General features: G+C 62.1%; 19 protein-coding genes and 1 other RNA gene. 11 read left to right on the top strand and 9 right to left on the bottom strand.

The features are described 5' to 3' along the window. Positions 1–76: 76 nt before the first annotated feature. The 6 genes from BGO16_RS14945 to ssrA all read right to left on the bottom strand — a co-directional run bounded on the left by BGO16_RS14945 (position 77) and on the right by ssrA (position 4,154). On the bottom strand, positions 77–475 hold the full coding sequence (locus BGO16_RS14945; RefSeq protein ID WP_292619747.1) for a ribbon-helix-helix domain-containing protein: 399 nt from the start codon (positions 473–475) through the stop codon (positions 77–79). Between the two features lie 437 nt (positions 476–912). Then, positions 913–1,164 carry a ribbon-helix-helix domain-containing protein gene (locus BGO16_RS14940; RefSeq protein WP_292619653.1) on the bottom strand — a complete coding sequence of 84 codons (252 nt, stop codon included), beginning with the start codon at positions 1,162–1,164 and terminating at the stop codon, positions 913–915. Further along, positions 1,161–1,349 carry a DUF4169 family protein gene (locus BGO16_RS14935; protein WP_292619745.1) on the bottom strand — a complete coding sequence of 63 codons (189 nt, stop codon included), beginning with the start codon at positions 1,347–1,349 and terminating at the stop codon, positions 1,161–1,163. Before BGO16_RS14935 ends, BGO16_RS14940 begins: the two co-directional genes overlap by 4 nt. A gap of 241 nt (positions 1,350–1,590) precedes the next feature. Continuing rightward, on the bottom strand, positions 1,591–3,000 hold the full coding sequence (gene fumC / locus BGO16_RS14930; protein ID WP_292619651.1) for a class II fumarate hydratase: 1,410 nt from the start codon (positions 2,998–3,000) through the stop codon (positions 1,591–1,593). An 89-nt stretch (positions 3,001–3,089) separates the two neighbouring features. After that, positions 3,090–3,602, bottom strand: a complete 513-nt coding sequence (locus BGO16_RS14925) for a ClpXP protease specificity-enhancing factor SspB (protein ID WP_292619649.1) — start codon at positions 3,600–3,602, stop codon at positions 3,090–3,092. 181 nt (positions 3,603–3,783) lie between these two features. Continuing rightward, positions 3,784–4,154, bottom strand: a transfer-messenger RNA (tmRNA) gene (ssrA, locus tag BGO16_RS14920). 171 nt (positions 4,155–4,325) lie between these two features. On the opposite strand from ssrA, the gene BGO16_RS14915 reads away from it, so the two are divergent. The 6 genes from BGO16_RS14915 (at position 4,326) to BGO16_RS14890 (ending at position 9,782) form a co-directional block, all read left to right on the top strand. Then, positions 4,326–5,120, top strand: coding sequence for a thymidylate synthase (locus BGO16_RS14915; protein ID WP_292619647.1), 795 nt, complete (start codon positions 4,326–4,328; stop codon positions 5,118–5,120). A 20-nt stretch (positions 5,121–5,140) separates the two neighbouring features. Then, positions 5,141–5,653, top strand: coding sequence for a dihydrofolate reductase (locus BGO16_RS14910; protein ID WP_292619743.1), 513 nt, complete (start codon positions 5,141–5,143; stop codon positions 5,651–5,653). Positions 5,654–5,812: 159 nt separating this feature from the next. Further along, positions 5,813–6,961 carry an FtsH protease activity modulator HflK gene (gene hflK, locus BGO16_RS14905; protein ID WP_292619645.1) on the top strand — a complete coding sequence of 383 codons (1,149 nt, stop codon included), beginning with the start codon at positions 5,813–5,815 and terminating at the stop codon, positions 6,959–6,961. Then, positions 6,958–7,854 (top strand): protease modulator HflC, encoded by an 897-nt coding sequence (locus tag BGO16_RS14900; RefSeq protein WP_292619643.1) that lies wholly within the window; start codon positions 6,958–6,960, stop codon positions 7,852–7,854. The genes hflK and BGO16_RS14900 overlap by 4 nt, the downstream gene beginning before the upstream one ends. Positions 7,855–7,877: 23 nt before the next feature. Then, complete coding sequence (locus BGO16_RS14895; protein WP_292619641.1) at positions 7,878–8,078, top strand: DUF2065 domain-containing protein; 201 nt, start codon at positions 7,878–7,880, stop codon at positions 8,076–8,078. A gap of 207 nt (positions 8,079–8,285) precedes the next feature. Next, positions 8,286–9,782 (top strand): Do family serine endopeptidase, encoded by a 1,497-nt coding sequence (locus BGO16_RS14890; RefSeq protein ID WP_292619639.1) that lies wholly within the window; start codon positions 8,286–8,288, stop codon positions 9,780–9,782. Positions 9,783–9,961: 179 nt separating this feature from the next. On the opposite strand, the gene serB is transcribed toward BGO16_RS14890, so the two are convergent. After that, entirely contained in the window at positions 9,962–10,855 is an 894-nt protein-coding gene (gene serB / locus BGO16_RS14885; RefSeq protein WP_292619637.1) for a phosphoserine phosphatase SerB, read from the bottom strand. Here serB and miaA point away from each other — a divergent pair. From miaA to ilvC, 4 genes are all read left to right on the top strand, one after another. Beyond that, positions 10,854–11,813 carry a tRNA (adenosine(37)-N6)-dimethylallyltransferase MiaA gene (gene miaA / locus BGO16_RS14880; protein ID WP_292619635.1) on the top strand — a complete coding sequence of 320 codons (960 nt, stop codon included), beginning with the start codon at positions 10,854–10,856 and terminating at the stop codon, positions 11,811–11,813. The genes serB and miaA overlap by 2 nt on opposite strands. Positions 11,814–12,257: 444 nt before the next feature. Then, positions 12,258–14,033, top strand: coding sequence for an acetolactate synthase 3 large subunit (locus BGO16_RS14875; RefSeq protein ID WP_292619633.1), 1,776 nt, complete (start codon positions 12,258–12,260; stop codon positions 14,031–14,033). Between the two features lie 58 nt (positions 14,034–14,091). After that, the gene (gene ilvN / locus BGO16_RS14870; RefSeq protein ID WP_292619631.1) at positions 14,092–14,634 is read left to right on the top strand and encodes an acetolactate synthase small subunit; all 543 of its coding nucleotides are present in this window, start codon (positions 14,092–14,094) and stop codon (positions 14,632–14,634) included. A 181-nt stretch (positions 14,635–14,815) separates the two neighbouring features. Continuing rightward, complete coding sequence (gene ilvC, locus BGO16_RS14865) at positions 14,816–15,835, top strand: ketol-acid reductoisomerase (protein WP_292619629.1); 1,020 nt, start codon at positions 14,816–14,818, stop codon at positions 15,833–15,835. A 79-nt stretch (positions 15,836–15,914) separates the two neighbouring features. On the opposite strand, the gene BGO16_RS14860 is transcribed toward ilvC, so the two are convergent. Next, positions 15,915–17,474 carry an ABC transporter permease/substrate-binding protein gene (locus tag BGO16_RS14860; protein ID WP_292619627.1) on the bottom strand — a complete coding sequence of 520 codons (1,560 nt, stop codon included), beginning with the start codon at positions 17,472–17,474 and terminating at the stop codon, positions 15,915–15,917. Continuing rightward, entirely contained in the window at positions 17,471–18,262 is a 792-nt protein-coding gene (locus BGO16_RS14855; protein ID WP_292619625.1) for an ATP-binding cassette domain-containing protein, read from the bottom strand. The genes BGO16_RS14860 and BGO16_RS14855 overlap by 4 nt, the downstream gene beginning before the upstream one ends. 177 nt (positions 18,263–18,439) lie before the next feature. Here BGO16_RS14855 and BGO16_RS14850 point away from each other — a divergent pair, with 177 nt between their 5' ends. Continuing rightward, complete coding sequence (locus BGO16_RS14850) at positions 18,440–19,144, top strand: NUDIX hydrolase (protein ID WP_292619623.1); 705 nt, start codon at positions 18,440–18,442, stop codon at positions 19,142–19,144. Positions 19,145–19,415: the final 271 nt, after the last annotated feature.

The raw sequence follows: 19,415 nt of genomic DNA, 5'->3' as shown, positions 1-19,415 counted from the left end.
TTCGCTCGAAAACGCTAGAGCCGCTGGTGCAGAGGCCGCCGGCCTCAGCGCGACCGGCTCTTTAGACTTGAAAACTTTAGACTGAGAACTTGTCGGAGCGAGGTTCTGTCAGAACCGGGGGTGTCGCGGCTATTTCCGAGCCAAACGGTGTAAGTCGCGTCGACGGGGTCTGGCGTTCGCCGATGAACATGGCGCTCGCCGCCCGCGTACGAAAATGCTCCAGCACGTACAGGCGGATCGCCGAGGACAGATTCCCGGTCCTGCGAGTGGTGTCGATCGAGGCGATCTGCGTGGAAAGGGTCAGGCCTCGCCGCATCGCGATGTCTTTCAGGCCTATCCAGAATGCATCCTCAAGGCTCACGCTGGTCTTGTGACCGCCGACGACCACCGATCGTTTGACGACGGCATATTCGCGTAAAGATCCTGGCTTGCCGTTTTGATCGCCGTTTTGATCGTTTCGCATGGTTGGCTCCATCTGGTTTCCGGCAAGCATGGTCATCTGTCAGCCGTCGTCATCGGCGCACGATGATATTTCACCGGACGCGTGGTGGTTTGAATTGCGTTGGAGCATGATCCCGAAAGTGGAAACCGGTTTTCGGAAAAGATCATGCTCAAACAAAAAGATATGCGACGAGTCTGGTTCAACGCAGCTAAAACAGACTCTAGCGACACTGCAGACCATCGGTGGACCGCGCCCGCGGGCATGCAGGTGATCTTCCGCGGCCCACCTCCGATCGGCACCGTGTGGATCATCGAGGTGCAGATATAACTAGCTGAAAAGGCCGAGCGCCGGTATTCGGGAAACAACCTAAGTGTATTTCGTTACCCCTACGCCGACGCAAGCGGGCCGAAGTACACGACCTGTGGAGAGGATTTACGGACGGGGGTTGTCGACGGGATTCGATGCCGCCATCAGGCGCCGGGGCTGTTCTCGGATTCCGAGGCGGCCGCGCGGCTTCGAAAGTAGTCCAGGACGAAAAGGCGGATAGCCGAGGAGAGGTTACCCTGCTGACGGTTGCTGTCGATCTCACCGACCAGTTCGGACAGCGTCATCTCGCGGAGACCCGAGATTTCTTTCATCCCGTTCCAGAACGCTTCCTCGAGGCTCACGCTGGTCTTGTGGCCGGCCACCACGATCGATCGTTTCACCACCGGCGATTTCATGGTGCGTCCTCGGCGTCGAGGCGGTGCTGATCGAGCAGCTTTTTCTCGCGAATCATCCGCTGTTCGTTGAGATCGCGTTCCGCCTTGGGTCGGCCGAAGCGTGCGCGATTGGCGTCGGCAACCGCAGCCATGCGCTCCCGTTCGGCGCGTTTTCTCCGCCTGTTCAGATTGACCACGTCCCCCATGACCGATTCCGCCATCTCAAAAACGCCGGGAACGCGTACCTGCAAAGCTGAAAATATCGCGCTCTGCACAAGAGGCTATGCGTGCCCTACCATGATGCACCGCAACAGTGATAGAAAATATTCGCTAAATCAAGAGACGAATATGAAACATAACTATTTCGGAAAGGTCGTTTTTTAGAATGTCGGCCTTCCGGCCGGCGTGGTCGGGAAAGTGCATCCGGAGAAGGGCGTTAAAGGGGCGTCATCCGGGGTGCGTCATTTTGTCAGGCTGCACCAGCCGGTCGAACTCCGCGGCCGTGACGAAGCCCAGCCGTTGAGCCTCCTCCTTCAGGGTCGTGCCGCGGGCGTGGGCGGCTTTGGCGACCTTTGCGGCGTTATCGTAACCGATCCGTGGTGCGAGCGCCGTAACCAGCATCAGCGAGCGTTGCATCAGCTCGCTGATCCGCTTCTCGTCGGCGCGGATGCCCTCGATGCAGTGCTCGGTGAAGGAACGCACCACGTCGCTGAGCAATTGGATGGAGTTGACCATGCAATAGGCGAGAACCGGCTTGTAAACGTTGAGTTCGAAGTGACCCTGGCTGCCGGCGACGGTAATCGTGGCCTGGTTTCCAAACACCCGGCAGCAAACCATGGTGACCGCTTCGCACTGTGTCGGATTGACCTTTCCCGGCATGATCGACGATCCGGGCTCGTTTTCGGGAAGGATCAATTCTCCAAGGCCGGAACGTGGCCCGGACCCCAGCAGGCGAATATCGTTCGCGATCTTGAACAGGCCGGTTGCGACCGCGTTGATCGCTCCGTGAGCAAAAACATAGGCGTCGTTGGAAGCCAGCGCCTCGAATTTGTTGGGCGCACTGATGAATGGAAGTTTCGTCAGCGCCGCCGCGTGCTTTGCGAACAGCTTCGCAAACTTCGGCTTCGAGTTCAGCCCGGTGCCGACGGCGGTTCCGCCTTGAGCCAGCGGGTAGAGGTCCTCCAGCACGGCTCGAAGCCGCGAGAGGCCGCTCTCGACCTGCGCCGCGTAGCCGGAGAATTCCTGGCCGAGCGTCAGCGGGGTCGCGTCCTGGGTGTGAGTCCGGCCGATCTTGACGATACGAGCGAACGCCTTTTCCTTCTTGCGCAGCGCCTTTAGCAGCGCGGCGAGAGCGGGAACCAGGTCGGACGTAATGCCTTGGGCCGCGGCGATGTGCATGGCCGTCGGAAACGAGTCGTTCGACGACTGGCTCATATTGACGTGGTCGTTGGGATGAACAGGCTTTTTGGCGCCAAGGTCTCCGCCGAGCAGTTCGTTGGCGCGGTTCGCGATCACCTCGTTGAGGTTCATGTTGGTCTGGGTGCCCGAGCCCGTCTGCCAGACCACCAGCGGAAAATGATCGTCGAGCTTGCCGTCGATAACTTCACGCGCGGCGCGGATGATTGCGGTCGCGCGCCGCCGGTCGAGCAGGCCGAGTTCGCGATTGGTCTGCGCGGCTGCGAGTTTGACGATGCCAAGCGCCCGGATGAGCGGCATCGGCATACGATCGTCGCCGATACGGAAGTTCTGCCGGCTGCGCTCGGTCTGGGCTCCCCAGTAGCGGTCGGCCTGGACGTCGATGGGGCCGAAGCTGTCGGTTTCCGTGCGCGTTGCTGCTCTGCGTGATGACGAAGCCATGGATCAAGTCCGTTGTGCTCGGCGCGGCGACGGCAAATGCAACCAGCCCATCGCCGCGGATTGGGACAACTCGGCGAATGCAACGCGCACTACTTCTTGCGGAAGCGGTCCAGCCTGACAACCTCGGCGCCTGCGCCGGGCTTGGGCTTGTCTTCGGTCTCGGCGGGCGGGGCGGAAGCTTGCGGAACGGCCAGGGCCTCCGGCGCAGGCGCTGCCGAGGGCTCGGCAGCCTTGGCTGTCGCGGTGTCGGCCGGCTCGAACTGCAGACCGAACTGGACGGACGGGTCGAAAAAGCTCTTGATCGCGTTGAAAGGAACCACCAGGCGTTCGGGAACGCCGCCGAACGACAGGCCGACCTCGAAGTGATCCTCGCTCACCGTCAGATCCCAGAACTGGTGCTGGAGAATGATGGTCATTTCCTCAGGATACTGCGCCAGAAGGCGGGACGATATCTTCACCCCGTCGGCCTTCGACAGGAAGGTGATGAAAAAGTGATGCTCACCCGGCAACCCCTGTTCGGCGGCGTCCGTCAGCACCCGACGCAGAACGCCGCGCATCGCCTCGCTCGTAAGCACATCGTAGCGGATATGATCGGTTGCCATCGGCTGGTCTCGTCGCTTCTGCGGTATCGTGCAAATCTGGTTGCGTAAATCTGGTTGCGGATGTCTTTAGCCGACTCGCGCCCTCCGCCTATGATACTCCGGCAATCTCGCCGGGTCAGCAGCGGTTGGGTCCGGCCGGTGAAACTCTCGCCGCCGGTTTGCCGGAGAGTGGAATGGATAAAGTGGAGGCTTCTGTTGCCAGGTGCCTCCGAACCCCGCCTGACGGAGCTTAACCCATCAGGACTTCAGAGTGGTCTTTCAAACCGCGTTACGCAGCCTGAGCAACCGGAGCATAGTTGTCGTTTGCAACTATTGCATAGCCCGATAACGGCGGAACCATACCGGGAAAAAGCGAGCCCTTTACGCCCTCGTCGATCCTGTTTCGCCCCCGCCGGAACCCGCAGTTTTAAAGAACGAAAGCCGGGTCGGGCTCTGGTGGAGGCGCCGGGTACTGCCCCCGGGTCCGAATGGTTTATTACGGCGGCCATTTATTTCCATAGCCGGCGAACCGGCGACCCCAATATAATCCTCAATCCCGGATGAAAAAAGATGCTTGGCGGCATATTTGAGCGGGGAAATCTCGCCCGGTCCCGCAGCCTTACGACGCAGCCGGTCTTGCCAGGGAGGCCGCGCGAATCCATTCTGAGATGAACCGCAGGCTCCAGTCGCCGCCACCCGAAGACGGGTCAGGCGCTCGGTTCAGCCGTCCAGCAGCGCCAAGCCATGAACCAGTACCACGATCTGCTCGAACGAATACTCAGCGACGGTGTGGAGAAACATGACCGCACCGGGACCGGAACGTTGTCCATTTTCGGGCATCAGATGCGCTTCAATCTCGCATCCGGATTTCCGATGCTGACCACCAAGAAGCTTCCGCTCAAATCGATCGTGCATGAACTGCTCTGGTTCCTGAAGGGCGATACCAATATCAAGTACCTGACAGACAACGGCGTCTCGATATGGGATGAGTGGGCGGACGCCAACGGCGATCTCGGCCCCGTCTACGGTTCGCAGTGGCGCTCATGGCCTGCGCCGGACGGACGCAGCATCGATCAGATCGCCAGTGTCGTCGACATGATCCGGCGCAATCCGGATTCGCGGCGGCTGATCGTCAGCGCTTGGAATCCGGCCGATGTCGACAGGATGGCGCTGCCGCCGTGTCACTGCCTGTTTCAGTTCTATGTCGCCAACGGAAAATTGTCGTGCCAGCTTTATCAGCGCTCGGCGGATGTGTTTCTGGGCGTGCCCTTCAACATCGCGTCCTATGCGTTGCTGACGATGATGGTCGCGCAGGTCACGGGGTTCAAGCCCGGGGACTTCGTGCACAGCCTCGGCGATGCGCACCTCTATTCGAATCACCTCGACCAGGCGCGGCTTCAGCTCACGCGGCCGACGCGTCCGCTGCCGACGATGACGATCAATCCCGAGGTGAGGGATATCTTCGCATTCCGCTACGAGGATTTCAAACTCGAGAACTACGATCCCCATCCGCACATCAAGGCCGAGGTCGCGGTGTGATCGCGACGGCCTCCCGACGTTTGGAAGTGGTCCTGATTGTCGCGGCCGCTGAGAACGGCGTGATCGGGAGGGGCAACGAGATCCCGTGGCGGCTGCGCGCCGATCAGCAGCGATTCAAGGCCATCACCATGGGCAAGCCGATCGTGATGGGCCGCAAAACCTTCGACTCGTTGCGCCGGCCGTTGCCGGGGAGAACCAATATCGTCGTCACCCGCGATCCAGACTTCGCTTCAATCGGGGCGGTGGTGACGCGATCACTGACGGATGCCCTTATCGTGGCAAGAGGGGATGCGCTGCGACGTTCGGTCACCGAGATCGCGGTGATCGGCGGCGCGGAGATTTATGCTGCGACAATGCCTGCGGCCGATCGTCTCGAAGTGACGGAGGTTCATGCCGAGATCGATGGCGACGCCGTTTTTCCCGCGATCGATCCGTCAGTCTGGCACGAAACCGACCGGAGCCGAAACGGGGCGGCAGCAGGCGACACCAGCGACTATTCTTATGTGACATATCGCCGTCGGACGCCGCAGTAATCGTACCCCGCAACGTTAACATTGACAATCTTCTGTTCGGATATAGCTCCTTGCAGCCAACAAGCCGCGTTGTAAGGGCCGTGTGCGTCCCCTATAAGGTCGAACAGACAGAGCGAGGCTGGGTTTGCGAAGCCCGGATCCGCGCGGAGGAGAGTATCGATGCCGTGGAAGAATCAAAGCGGAGGTCCGTGGGGCTCTGGTCCGAAAGGACCATGGGGATCCGGCCCGCAACCGGCGGGGGGGCCGAAGCCGCCCGATCTCGAGGATCTGCTGCGCCGTGCTCAGGAACGCATCCGGCAGTTGCTGCCGGGCGGACATCTGAGCGGCATGGGCATCGCGGTGATCCTGATCGGCGCCATTGTGATCTGGGGCATGTCCGGCTTCTTCCGGGTGCAATCGGAAGAACTCGGCGTGGTCCTGCGCTTCGGCAAGCATGTGCGGACCGTGCAGCCGGGCCTCAACTATCACCTGCCGTACCCGATCGAGACCGTATTACTGCCGAAGGCGCTGCGCGTCTCGACCCTCAATATCGGTTTGACGCTGGCGCAGGATCCGGCGCGCAACACCAGCACGATGCGCGATGTGCCGGAGGAAAGCCTGATGCTGACCGGCGACGAAAACATCGTCGACGTCGATTTCACCGTGTTGTGGCGGATCAAGCCGGGTGGAGTTGGTGACTTCCTGTTCAACATCCAGAACCCGGAAGGCACCGTCAAGGCCGTGGCGGAAAGCGCGATGCGCGAGCTGGTCGGACGTTCGGATATTCAACCGATCCTGACCTCCGAGCGTACCAAGATTGAAGTCTCCGTGCAGGAGCTGATGCAGAAGACGCTGGACCAGTACGGCGCCGGCGTTCTGATCCAGCAGGTGCAGATGCAGAAGGTTGACCCGCCCGCGCAGGTCATCGATTCATTCCGCGACGTGCAGGCAGCGCGCTCCGACCTCGAGCGGCTGCAGAACGAAGCCCAGACCTACGCCAATCGCGTCATTCCCGATGCGCGCGGGCGAGGGGCGCAGATCATGCAGGCCGCTGAAGGTTACAAGGAGCAGGCGATCGCCGAAGCCAAGGGTCAGAGTTCGCGGTTCCTTCAGGTTTACGAAGCCTACAAGGCGGCGCCTGACGTGACGCGCGAGCGCATCTACCTGGAGACCATGGAGCATGTGCTCGGGAACGCCGACAAGCTGGTGTACGATCTCGGCTCATCGTCATCGCCGGGTATTGTGCCGTACCTGCCGTTGAACGAATTGACATCGCAGCGCGGCGGCACCACGAGCCAGCCCGCCAAGACGAACGGGAGCGCGCGATGAAAATCGGAGTTTTGGGAATTGCCGGACTGCTGCTCGGGCTGGCCTTGCTCGTGGTGGGATATAGTTCGGTGTTCACTGTGAGCCAGACCGAACAGGTGTTGGTGGTGCGACTCGGCGAACCGGTGCGCGTCGTCACCGAACCGGGATTGCATTTCAAGGCGCCGTTCGTCGATTCCGTGATCTCGATCGATAACCGAATTCTTGACCTCGAACAGGCGTCGCAGGAAGTCATCGCTTCGGATCAGAAGCGGCTCGTCGTCGATGCATTCGCGCGCTATCGCATCAAGGATGCGCTGCGATTTTACCAGAGCGTGGGCACTGTCCAGGCCGCCAATATCCAGTTGACGACGTTGCTCAACGCATCGCTGCGCCGGGTTCTCGGCGAGGTAACGTTCATCCAGGTCGTGCGGGATGAGCGCGAACTGCTGATGGGCCGCATCCGCGACCAGCTCGACAGGGAGGCCGCCGGATACGGTATCTCGGTGGTCGACGTCCGGATTAGACGCGCCGATCTGCCGGAACAGAACAGCCAGGCGATCTATCAGCGCATGCAGACCGAGCGGCAACGTGAGGCGGCCGAATTCCGCGCTCAGGGTGGCCAGAAAGCGCAGGAGATTCGGGCCAAGGCCGATCGCGAGGTGACCGTGATCATCGCCGACGCCAATTCCGCGGCCGAACAAATCCGCGGCCAGGGCGATGGCGAACGCAACCGGCTGTTCGCCGCGGCCTACAATCAGGCGCCGGCGTTCTTTGCGTTCTACCGCTCGATGACTGCCTATCAGAACGGCTTGAAGGGCAGCGACACCCGCTTCCTGCTGAAGCCCGATTCCGATTTCTTCCGCTTCTTCGGGAACATCGGCGGAAAGCCGTCGGCATCCGCACCGAAGCCGTAGCCGAAACGTCGGGACGTCGTCCGATGGGCTCGATCGCCTTCGCCGATTTCCTGATCGGTCTTGGTATTGTCTTCGTGCTCGAAGGCATCCTATTCGCCGCGGCCCCGGATTTGACGCGGCGCGCCATGAAAAGCGCGCTCGCTTCGCCGGAACACGTCTTGCGCATGATCGGCATCGGCTCGGCGGTCGTGGGGCTGATCCTGATCTGGCTGGTCAGGCGTTAAAGCGGTTGGCGTTTTGATGGAAACCCGCTGATCCGTCGGCCATGGCATAGAGCCTGCCCCTGGCAACGGCATCGTGAAGGCGGCGCCAGCTTTTCGCCGTAATCGAGCCGCTGGTGACGGATGGACGCTGTTTCCGCCGCTTGCGCGGATGTGATGTTGGGGCGCACTGTGGGGGCGGCAACATGCGTTCCCAGGAGAGATTCGAACATGACCGGAGCGATCCCCGCGTTGAGACCTCGCCGGCGTTCCCTGCTCGCCGCGCTTTGCCTCGGCGTCGCGAGCGCCCTGATATCCGCGCCCGCCTTGGCCCGCGGTCCGGATGGCATTGCCGACGTCGCGGAAAAGGTGATCGACGCGGTGGTCAATATCTCAACGACCCAGACCGTTGAAGCCAAGAACGGTGGGAGTGAGGGTCGTCGGGCGATCCCGCAATTGCCGCCGGGCTCACCGTTCGAGGAATTCTTCGACGATTTCTTCAAGAACCGCCGTGGCGGCAAGGGCGGCGGCCTGCAACCGCACAAGACCAACTCGCTCGGCTCCGGTTTTATTGTCGACACCGCGGGCGTCGTCGTCACCAACAATCACGTCATCGCCGATTCCGACGAGATCCATGTCATCCTGAACGACGGCACCAAGGTGAAGGCGGAGATCGTCGGCGTCGACAAGAAGACCGACCTTGCGGTGCTGAAGTTCAAGCCGCCGCACCCGCTGACGGCCGTCAAGTTCGGCGATTCCGATAAGCTGCGGCTCGGTGAATGGGTGATCGCCATCGGCAATCCGTTCAGCCTCGGCGGCACCGTTACCGCGGGTATCGTCTCAGCACGCAACCGCGACATCAATAATGGCCCTTATGACAGCTACATCCAGACCGACGCCGCCATCAACCGCGGCAACTCCGGCGGTCCGCTGTTCAACCTCGACGGCGAGGTCGTGGGGGTCAACACCTTGATCATCTCGCCGTCAGGCGGCTCGATCGGCATCGGCTTCGCCGTGCCGTCGAAAACGGTTGCGGGCATCGTCGATCAATTGCGGCAGTTCGGTGAACTGCGGCGCGGTTGGCTCGGGGTCCGCATCCAGCAGGTTACCGACGAAATCGCCGATAGCCTCAATATCAAACCGGCGCGCGGGGCGCTGGTGGCCGGGGTTGAAGACAAGGGGCCGGCCAAGTCCGCCGGCATCGAACCCGGCGACGTCGTTATCGTCTTCGATGGAAAGGACATCAAGGAGCCGAGGGACCTGTCGCGCATCGTGGCCGACACCGCCGTCGGCAAGACCGTCAACGTCGTCCTGATCCGCAAGGGCAAGGAAGAGACCAGGAAAGTGACCCTGGCGCGCCTCGAGGATAACGACAAGGCCACGCCCGTGTCGGTCAAGACCAGGTCCGAGGGCGACGACAAGCCTGTGACGCAGAAGACGCTCGGCCTCGATCTCGCGGCGCTGAGCAAGGATCTGCGGGCGCGCTACAAAATCAAGGACAGCGTCAAGGGCGTCGTCGTTACCGATGTGGAAGCGGATTCCGACGCGGCCGGAAAGCAGCTCAGCGCCGGCGACGTTATTGTCGAGGTGGCGCAGGAGGCTGTGAGCAGCGCTTCTGATATCCGCAAGCGCGTCGACCAGTTGAAGAAGGACGGCGAGAAGTCGGTGCTGCTGAAGGTCTCCAATGGCGCCGGCGAAGTGCGGTCCGTGCGGCTGATCCTGAAATAGGCGACTGCTCTTTCGTCCGTCATTCCGGACGGCTCGCATCGCACGCTGATCCGGAACCTATCTCGACGCATCGGATAAGGTGGTCGCAGGCGTTATGGATTCAGGGACTCGCACCGGTGTGCATCCCGGCATGACGATATTTGTCGAAATTCATGTATCTGCTCTGCCTCAGAACAGATCTACGCGCTGACAAACTCGTCGCGACGATACCCTTGCGCATACAACAGCGCGGTGAGATCGCCGTGATCGATTCGCGCGGCCGCCGCCGCGGCAACCGCGGGCTTGGCGTGATAGGCGACGCCGAGGCCGGCGTTCTGAATCATGCCGAGGTCGTTGGCGCCATCGCCGACAGCAAGCGTATCGACGTTGTCGAGATCGAAGGCCTCGCGCAATTCGACTAGCGTCGCAAGTTTTGCCTCGCGGCCGACGATCGGTTCTGCGGCCTCGCCCGATAATTTACCGTCTTCGATAAGCAGTGTATTGCCGCGATTTTCCTGGAAGCCGATCATGGGCGCCACCGCCTCGGTGAACAGCGTGAAGCCGCCGGAGATCAGGCAGGTATAGGCGCCGTTGGCGCGCATAGTCATGACCAGCTCGCGGCCGCCCGGTGTTGGTGTGATGCGTTGTGCCAGCACGTTGTCGACAACGGTGACGGGAAGTCCTTTCAACAACGCCACCCGCTCGCGCAGCGCGTCTTCAAATTTCATTTCCCCGAGCATGGCGCGTTCGGTGATGGCGGCGACCTGCGCCTTGAGACCGGCGAAATCGGCGAGTTCGTCGATGCACTCCTGGCCGATCATGGTGGAATCCATGTCGGCCAGAAAGAGCTTCTTGCGCCGGCCGAGTTGCGGCTGGACCACCACGTCGATCGGCAGATCGCCGCGCGCCTCAAGCAGGCGCCGCACGATCGCGGCAATCGGCTCCCCGCTTTCGAAGGGAATGTCTGCCGCAACTTCGTCCCATAGCCAGTGCGCCGGGCCCGCATTGCCAAGAATCGCGCGCGCCCCGTCCAGCACCGTGCTATCGAGCGCGGGGTTGGCAGGATTGCAGATCAGCGTGGCGACGAGCGACATGAGCGGGGTAAATCCTGGCGAGGCGGAAGGGGAGGCGATGGATGCCGTGCTTATTGCAGGGCCGACGGCGAGCGGCAAGTCCGCGCTGGCGCTTTCGCTTGCCGAGCGAACCGGCGGCATCGTCATCAACACCGACTCCATGCAGGTGTATCACGATCTCCGCATCATCACGGCACGCCCGACGCCGGACGAGGAAGCGCGCGTGCCGCACCGACTCTACGGTCATGTCGATGCGAGCGTGAACTGCTCCGCCGGGATGTGGGTTGGCGATGCGGCCAAAACTCTCCAGGACGCGCGTGCGCAAAGCCGGCTGCCGATCTTCGTCGGCGGCTCCGGTCTTTACTTCAAGGCGTTGACACGCGGCCTGTCGGCCGTGCCGCCAATTGCGTCCCGGGTGCGCGACGCCGTGCGGGCGCGACTCGAAAGCGAAGGGCCCGAGGCGCTGCATGCCGCTCTCGCGCGCCACGATCCGGCGGCGGCGGACCGTCTGAAGCCGCGCGACCGGGCCCGCATCGCCCGCGCTTTGGAGGTCGTCGAGGCGACCGGCCGCTCGCTGACCGACTGGCATCGCGATGGCTTGCCGCCGTTGCTGCCGCCCGAGGGGGTGAAGGCGATCTTCCTTGCTCCGGATCGCGAAGCGCTCTACGCACGGATCGATGCCCGCTTCGGTGCGATGCTGGCAGCCGGGGCGCTGGACGAGGTCGCGGCGCTGGCCGAACGCCGCCTCGATCCGCTTTTGCCCGCGATGAAGGCGCACGGCGTGCCGGCGCTGATCCGCCATCTGCGCGGCGAAATTTCGTTGGAGCAGGCGGCCGGGATCGGCCGCGCCGACACCCGCCATTACGCCAAGCGGCAGTTCACTTGGTTCCGCCACCAGTTGCCGGAGTTCGAATGGGTGAGGCCGGAGGAAGCGGAAGCAGCGATGGAGTTGCGCGTCTGTCCCCGTGCAAGCGCATAGCTGTTGGGGCCGGTGGCCCCAGAGCATCTGGCCCTTTCATGCGTTTTCGAGCGAAGTGGGGACCGGTTCGCGGGAAGAAAACGCGTCAAATCAAAATCATAGAGCCACGCTCCTGATTCTATCAGAAGCGTGGCTCTAGATGCCGAATGCCAAAACGTCAGGCATCGGGATATTTCTCTCCCCAACCGGGATATTTCTCTCCCCAACGCCCTGCGGCCGACATATTTACGTCGAAACACGGTTGACGTCGGTGAATCCGACCTCTATAAACCGCGCAACCTTTGGGAATTCTGGCGATAAAATGCGTAATTTTGTTACCCAAGCGGTGCCCGTTATCGTCGTACCCTGGAGCGCCGCCCGGGACGGCTGAGGCCGTCCGAATCCAAGGCGGTGCACCGGGGCCCTTCAGAGGCCCTTTTTTATTTTGACGATCCGGAGCCGACCATGAGTGAAAGCAAAAGCGATTCCAGGCAGATGACCGGCGCGGAAATGATTGTCCGTGCCCTGGCGGATCATGGCGTCAAGCACATCTTCGGCTATCCGGGCGGCGCGGTGCTTCCGATTTACGATGAGCTTTTTCAGCAGGACAAGGTCGAGCACGTCCTGGTGCGGCACGAGCAGGGCGCGGGACATGCTGCCGAAGGTTATGCGCGTTCCACCGGCAAGCCGGGAGTGGTGGTGGTGACGTCGGGTCCCGGCGCGACCAACATGGTGACGCCGTTGACGGATGCGCTGATGGATTCGATCCCGCTCGTCTGCATCACCGGACAGGTGCCCACGCACCTGATCGGCAATGACGCGTTTCAGGAATGCGATACGGTCGGTATTACGCGGCCATGCACCAAGCACAACTGGCTGGTGCGTGACGTCAAGGATCTGCCGAAGGTTTTGCACGAGGCATTCTATGTGGCGACCTCTGGACGTCCGGGACCGGTCGTCGTCGATGTGCCGAAGGATGTTCAGTTCGCGACCGGCACCTACACGCCGCCACGCAAATCGGACGTCCACGTCTCGTACAAGCCACAGATCAAGGGTGATGCCGGGCAGATCCGCAAGGCTGTGTCGCTGCTGGTCAACGCCAAGCGGCCGGTGATCTATACCGGCGGTGGCATCATCAATTCGGGCCGCGACGCGTCAAAGACGCTGCGCGCGCTGGTCGCGGCCACGGGTTTTCCGATCACATCCACGCTGATGGGACTCGGCGCCTACCCCGCCTCCGGCAAGAACTGGCTCGGCATGCTCGGTATGCACGGCACCTATGAAGCCAACATGGCGATGCACGATTGCGACGTCATGCTGTGCATTGGCGCGCGCTTCGATGATCGCATTACCGGGCGCACCGATGCGTTCTCGCCGGGGTCAAAGAAGATTCACATCGATATCGATCCCTCGTCGATCAACAAGAACATCCGCGTCGATGTGCCGATCATCGGCGATGCGAGCAGCGTCATGACCGACCTGTTGCAGGCGTTCAAGGCGGAAGGCAAGACGCCGAAGATCGATCCGTGGTGGTTCGAGATCGGACGCTGGCGCGCGCGCAACTCGCTGGCCTACAAGAAGAACAACGACGTGATCCTGCCGCAGTTCGCGATCCAGCGCCTGTTCGAGGCGACGCGCGGACGGGACACCTACATCACCACCGAAGTCGGCCAGCATCAGATGTGGGCGGCGCAGTTCTTCGGCTTCGAGGAACCGCACCGCCTGATGACATCGGGTGGCCTTGGCACCATGGGCTATGGCCTGCCGGCTGCGCTCGGCGTGCAGGTCGCGCATCCCGACAGTCTTGTCGTCGATATCGCCGGCGACGCCTCCGTGCAGATGACGATGCAGGAAATGTCGACCGCCGTTCAGCACGAGCTTCCGATCAAGATCTTCATTCTCAACAACCAGTACATGGGCATGGTGCGGCAGTGGCAGCAGTTGCTGCACGGAAACCGGCTGTCGCATTCGTATTCCGAGGCGCTGCCGGATTTCGTCAAGCTCGCTGATGCTTTCGGCTGCGTCGGCATTCAGGCGACGAAACCGTCCGAGCTTGACGGTGCGATCAAGGACATGATCTCGGTGAAAAAGCCGGTGTTGTTCGACTGCCGCGTTGCGGCGCTGGAAAACTGTTTCCCGATGATCCCATCCGGAAAGGCGCACAACGAAATGCTGCTACCGGCGGAAGCCAATGACGATGCGACCGCAGCCGCCTTCGCCGGCGGCAAGGCGCTGGTGTGAAACGTCCATGAAAACTGAATGCCTGCTTTCGCGGACATGACCAATTGAGAGAGCGTAAATGAGCCAGCCCGCTTCCGCCTACTTTCTCGAAGAGCGCCACGATCCGAACGAGACGCACACGCTGTCGGTGCTGGTCGCCAACGAGCCAGGCGTGCTGGCGCGGGTGATCGGTCTATTCTCCGGCCGCGGTTATAACATCGAAAGCCTCACGGTGTCGGAGACCGAAAGCCAGAAGCACGTCTCGCGCATCACCATCGTCACCACCGGCACGCCGATGGTGATCCAGCAAATCAAGCATCAGCTCGATCGCATGATCCCGGTTTACCAGGTCGTGGATATGACGCTGACCGGCAAGTCCATCGAGCGCGAACTGGCGATGGTCAAGGTCAAGGGCTCGGGCGACCAGCGCATTGAGGCGATGCGGCTCGCGGAGGTGTTTCGCGCCCGCGTGGTCGATGCCACCAACGCGAGCTTCGTGTTCGAGATCACCGGCGGCACGTCGAAGATCAATCAGTTTGTCGACCTGATGCGGCCGATCGGGCTCGTCGAGGTGTCGCGAACCGGCGTCGCGGCGATCGGGCGCGGACCGGAACGGATGTAGATCATGTTGGTGCGTGGCCGTTCGGCGAGGCCGGCAGACAGCCTTGCCGCTCATCGCGCCGTTGCGGGCTTGTCTCCCGGCAAGCATCGCCCTAAAAGCGGGCACGCTTCTTTCGGCTGAGTGCTCGCGCTACCCCGCAAATGTTGATCCGGCCGATGATGGCCGCAAAAGAGGAACGACCATGCGTGTTTATTACGATCGGGACGCCGACTTGAACCTGATCAAGGGCAAGAAGGTGGTCATCGTCGGTTATGGCAGCCAGGGCCACGCCCATGCGCTGAACCTGAAGGACTCCGGCGTCAAGGAAGTCGCGATCGCGTTGCGCAAGGGTTCCGCCTCCGCCAAGAAGGCCGAGGGTGCGGGCTTCAAGGTGATGGAAGTCGCCGAGGCTGCGAAGTGGGGCGATGTCGTGATGATGCTGACGCCCGACGAATTGCAGGGCGACATCTACCGCGAGCACCTGCACGACAACATGAAGAAGGGCGCGGCGCTGATCTTCGCGCACGGCCTCAACGTGCATTTCAACCTGCTCGATCCGCGCGCCGATCTCGACGTGCTGATGATCGCGCCGAAGGGCCCCGGACACACCGTGCGCGCGGAGTATCAGCGCGGCGGCGGCGTGCCTTGCCTGATCGCGGTCGCCAAGGACTCGTCGGGCAACGCCCATGACCTTGGCCTCAGCTACGCCTCGGCGATCGGCGGCGGCCGCGCCGGCATCATCGAAACCACCTTCAGGGAAGAGTGCGAGACCGACCTGTTCGGCGAGCAGGCGGTGCTTTGCGGCGGCCTTGTCGAGCTGATCAAGAACGGCTTCGAGACGCTGGTGGAAGCCGGCTACGCGCCCGAGATGGCCTATTTCGAGTGCCTGCACGAGGTGAAGCTGATCGTCGACCTGATCTATGAAGGCGGCATCGCCAACATGAATTATTCGATCTCCAACACCGCCGAATACGGCGAGTACGTCACCGGTCCGCGGATCGTGACCGCGGAGACCAAGAAGGAGATGAAGCGCGTGCTCGACGACATTCAGTCCGGCAAGTTTGCCCGCGACTGGATGCTGGAGAACAAGGTCAACCAGACCTCGTTCAAGGCGACGCGCGCCCGGCTTGCGGAGCATCCGATCGAGCAGGTCGGCGCCAGGCTTCGCGACATGATGCCGTGGATCAAGAAGGCGGCGCTGGTCGATAAAGCCAAGAATTGACACCTCTTTCCCTCTCCGCGTGAGGGGAGGGACGAAAGGTGGTGCCGCGCTGTAAGGCGCGGCAGGTAAGTCATTTCTTTCATTTCTCGCTGATCTTCGTCCACATCCAGCGCGCGACCGCCATCGGCGAACTGTTTGCATCGCTGCCGCTGGCGCGCAGATTGGCTTCGCGCATGAGGCGGATGTCGATTTTTCCAAGCAGAGGCCGAAGCGCATCACGCAGCTTTGCGTCATGAGCCCGACGTGGCGCGAGCAGCACGATCGCGTCATAGGGCGGAATAACATGGCGGGAATCGTCGAGCACGGTCAGGCCATATCTGGCGATCAGGCCGTCGCTGGTGTAGCCCGCGATCACGTCGACCTCGCCGGAGGCAATGGCGGCATACATGAAGTTCGACTGCATCTGCCGTTGCTCGTGGAATGACAATCCATAAGCCTTCTTCAAGGCTGCCCACTCCGGCCGGGCAAAGAATTCGTAATCGCCGGCGATCGACATCGTGCCTGCATGGGCGGCGAGGTCAGCGATCGAATGAATGTTCATTGCGTCGGCGCGGGCCTTCGGCATCACCAGTGCGTAGGCGTTTTCGAAGCCGAGTTCGCCGAGCAGGGTGACGTTGTGCCGCGCCAGCGTCGTCTTGATGTCGGCGAGCAATTTTTCGCGCGGTGCAATACCCGTGTTGTGAAACTGGTTGGCCCACAGCGTGCCTGAATAATCGACATAGACATCGATGTCGCCGTTGACCAGCGCCTCGAAGATCACGTTGGAGCCGAGCCCCTCGCGCGTGGCGGCCGGGAGACCGGCCGCCTGCAGCCGTTGCGAGATCAGCGCCGCCAGCACGTATTGCTCGGTGAAGGTCTTGGCGCCGACGATGTAGCTGGATTTCGTGCGCGTGAACGAGGGCGCCAGCGCGGCAGCCATCAGCATCGCGATGATGGTGAGGCCTGCCGTGACGCGGATATGGCTTCGAACCCGCAGGCCGGATTCGATCAGCGCCAGCAACTGGTCCACCACCAGCGCAAGAATGGCCGCGGCGATGCAGCCGAACAGCACGAACACCCAGTTCTGGGTTTGCAGCCCGGCGAAGATGTAATTGCCGAGGCTGGTCTGGCCGATCGGCGTGGACAGCGTCGCGGTGCCGATCACCCACACCGCGGCCGTGCGGATGCCGGCCATGATGACCGGCAGCGCTAGCGGCAGCTCGACCATCGTGAGCGATTGCCGCGGCGTCATGCCGACGCCACGCGCCGCTTCGGTCAAAGCGGGGTCGATGCCTTGCAAGCCCGTGATGGTATTGCGCAGAACCGGCAGCATCGAATAAAGCGAGAGCGCCAGCACTGCTGGCAAAAATCCGAAAGCGGAAAATCCGAAACCGAACCATCTCGACGTCAAAGCCGCGAGCGCCAGCAACAGCGGATAGAACAGCGCCAGCAGCGCCAGTCCGGGCACCGTCTGCACAATGCTGGCGCCACCCAGCAGCACGGAGCGCATCACCGGCCTGTTGCGGGCCATCAGGGCGAGAGGAAAACTCGCAGCCAGTCCAAGCAACAGCGCGGTGACGCTGACACGAATGTGATTGCCGAGATAATCGGGCAGGTGGCCGATCGCATCGCTCCAGCGCGGGTCGGACAGCAGGCTCATGATGCGCCGTTCCGCGAGAGCGCTGCCTGGAGGCGTTCTGCCTGGCGGCGCGGCGTGCCGAGCAACTCGCCGACATAGGGATCGTCGCTGCGGGACAACTCCGCGGCCGTCCCCAGTGCGAGCAGGCGGCCGTCGCGCATGACGCCAACGCGATCCGCAAGCAGCAGCGCCTCCGTCATGTCATGGGTAATCATCACGGTGGTCAGGCCGAGCCTGGCATGCAGCGCGCGATAATCGTTGCCGAGCGCGTCGCGCGTCACCGGATCGAGCGCGCCGAATGGCTCGTCCATCAGCACGATGCGCGGCTTCGCGGCGAGCGCCCGCGCTACGCCGACGCGCTGGCGCTGGCCGCCGGACAATTCGTGCGGGAAGCGGTCGCGGTGTTGTGCGCGGTCGAGCTGCACCAGATCGAGCAACTCGTCGACCCGCGCAGTGATCTCTGATTGCGGCGTGCCGAGCAGGCGCGGCGTGATGCCGATGTTGGCGGCGATGCTCATATGCGGGAACAGGCCGCCGCTCTGGAATACATAGCCGATCCGGCGTCGCAACAGAATGGGATCGGTATCGGCGATGTCCTCGCCCGCGATAGCGATGGTACCGGCGTCGGGATCGATCAGCCGGTTGGCGAGCCGTAGCAGAGTGGTCTTGCCGGAGCCGGAGCCACCGACGATCGCGAGAAATTCCCCTGCGGCGATATCGAGCGAGACGTCGTCCACGGCCCTGACGCGCCCGTCATCGAATTTTTTGACGACGTGTGAGAACGCAATCAGCGGCGAGTTATCGCTCATGCCCTGGTGAGTTAACACAGGGTCGCTTGCGCACCAAGCTGCGCTCCGATGTTCCCGCGACGATCATGCTCTGTTCCCGACGATTCCGAGCGCGGCCTTGCAGCCGTCCCGACAGGAGGACTAGAACAGGAGCGTGACGATCTTTGCCGATGCATCAGTGGGAAAGCACGCTGAGCGATGACGATTGCGATCCATTGCGTCACCCGGCTTGATCTCACGGTTGGTCCGTGGCGCTGGGCCTTCGCTGACGAGCGCCGCCGCGAGATCGATGCGTACTTCGCCGCACAGCGCGTCAAAACGCCGGCGCTGTGGAACGGTCACGTTCTGCTCGGCCGCAACCGGCGGTTCGACGGCGGCTGCTTTCGCGCGGACTACTTCGAGACCGATTTCGCGAGCTTTCTGGCATGGCGTGACTGGGGCTTTCCCGACAAGAACGTCTTCAACGGTTTCGGCATGGGCGCGCTGCGCGGCAGCGATGGCCAGTTCGTGCTGGGCGAAATGGCGGCGACGACGGCGAATGCGGGCCGCATCTATTTTCCTGCCGGCATGTCAGATCCCTGTGATATCCGGGACGGCAAGTTCGATCTTGCGAACGGTATCATCCGCGAGGTGGGCGAGGAAACCGGTCTTTCCCGCGACCTGTATCGCGCCGATCCGCGCTGGTATTGTGTCGACCGCGGTCCATCGATCGCGGTCATCCAGCTTTTGGACGCAGTCCTGCCGGGCGAAGAGTTGCGTACGCGGATCGTTCGCACACTGGCTGGACAGCCCGAGCCGGAACTCAGCGCGATCCATCTGGTGCGGGACCGCCGGGATTTTACCGCGGCGATGCCGGCCTATGTGACGGCGTTTATCGAGCACATGGCGGCGATGGCGGTTTGATATCGGCGGTGCCGGCAATTGTCCTTGAGGCTGCCGGAACCAGAGTTCATTCTGGACAGGTCTGGCAGCCTTGCTGACATTCTTTGCCGTTGCGAGGGCACGCCATTCTCGTCTAGAACCTTAGGGGAGGGGTCGGCAACGAACTGTCAACGGTTTTTGTCGAGAATAGCCTTCATGCGTATTCCGCTAAAGATGCGATCAGAATACGCGCAAGCTCCAAGGGTCCGGTGATGCTGGCTCGCAGCGACATGAGGGGAATTCACGGGAAGGC

The organism is Nitrobacter sp. 62-23 (assembly GCF_001897285.1).
GTDB lineage: Bacteria > Pseudomonadota > Alphaproteobacteria > Rhizobiales > Xanthobacteraceae > Nitrobacter.
This window is presented reverse-complemented; position numbering and strand designations above follow the sequence as displayed.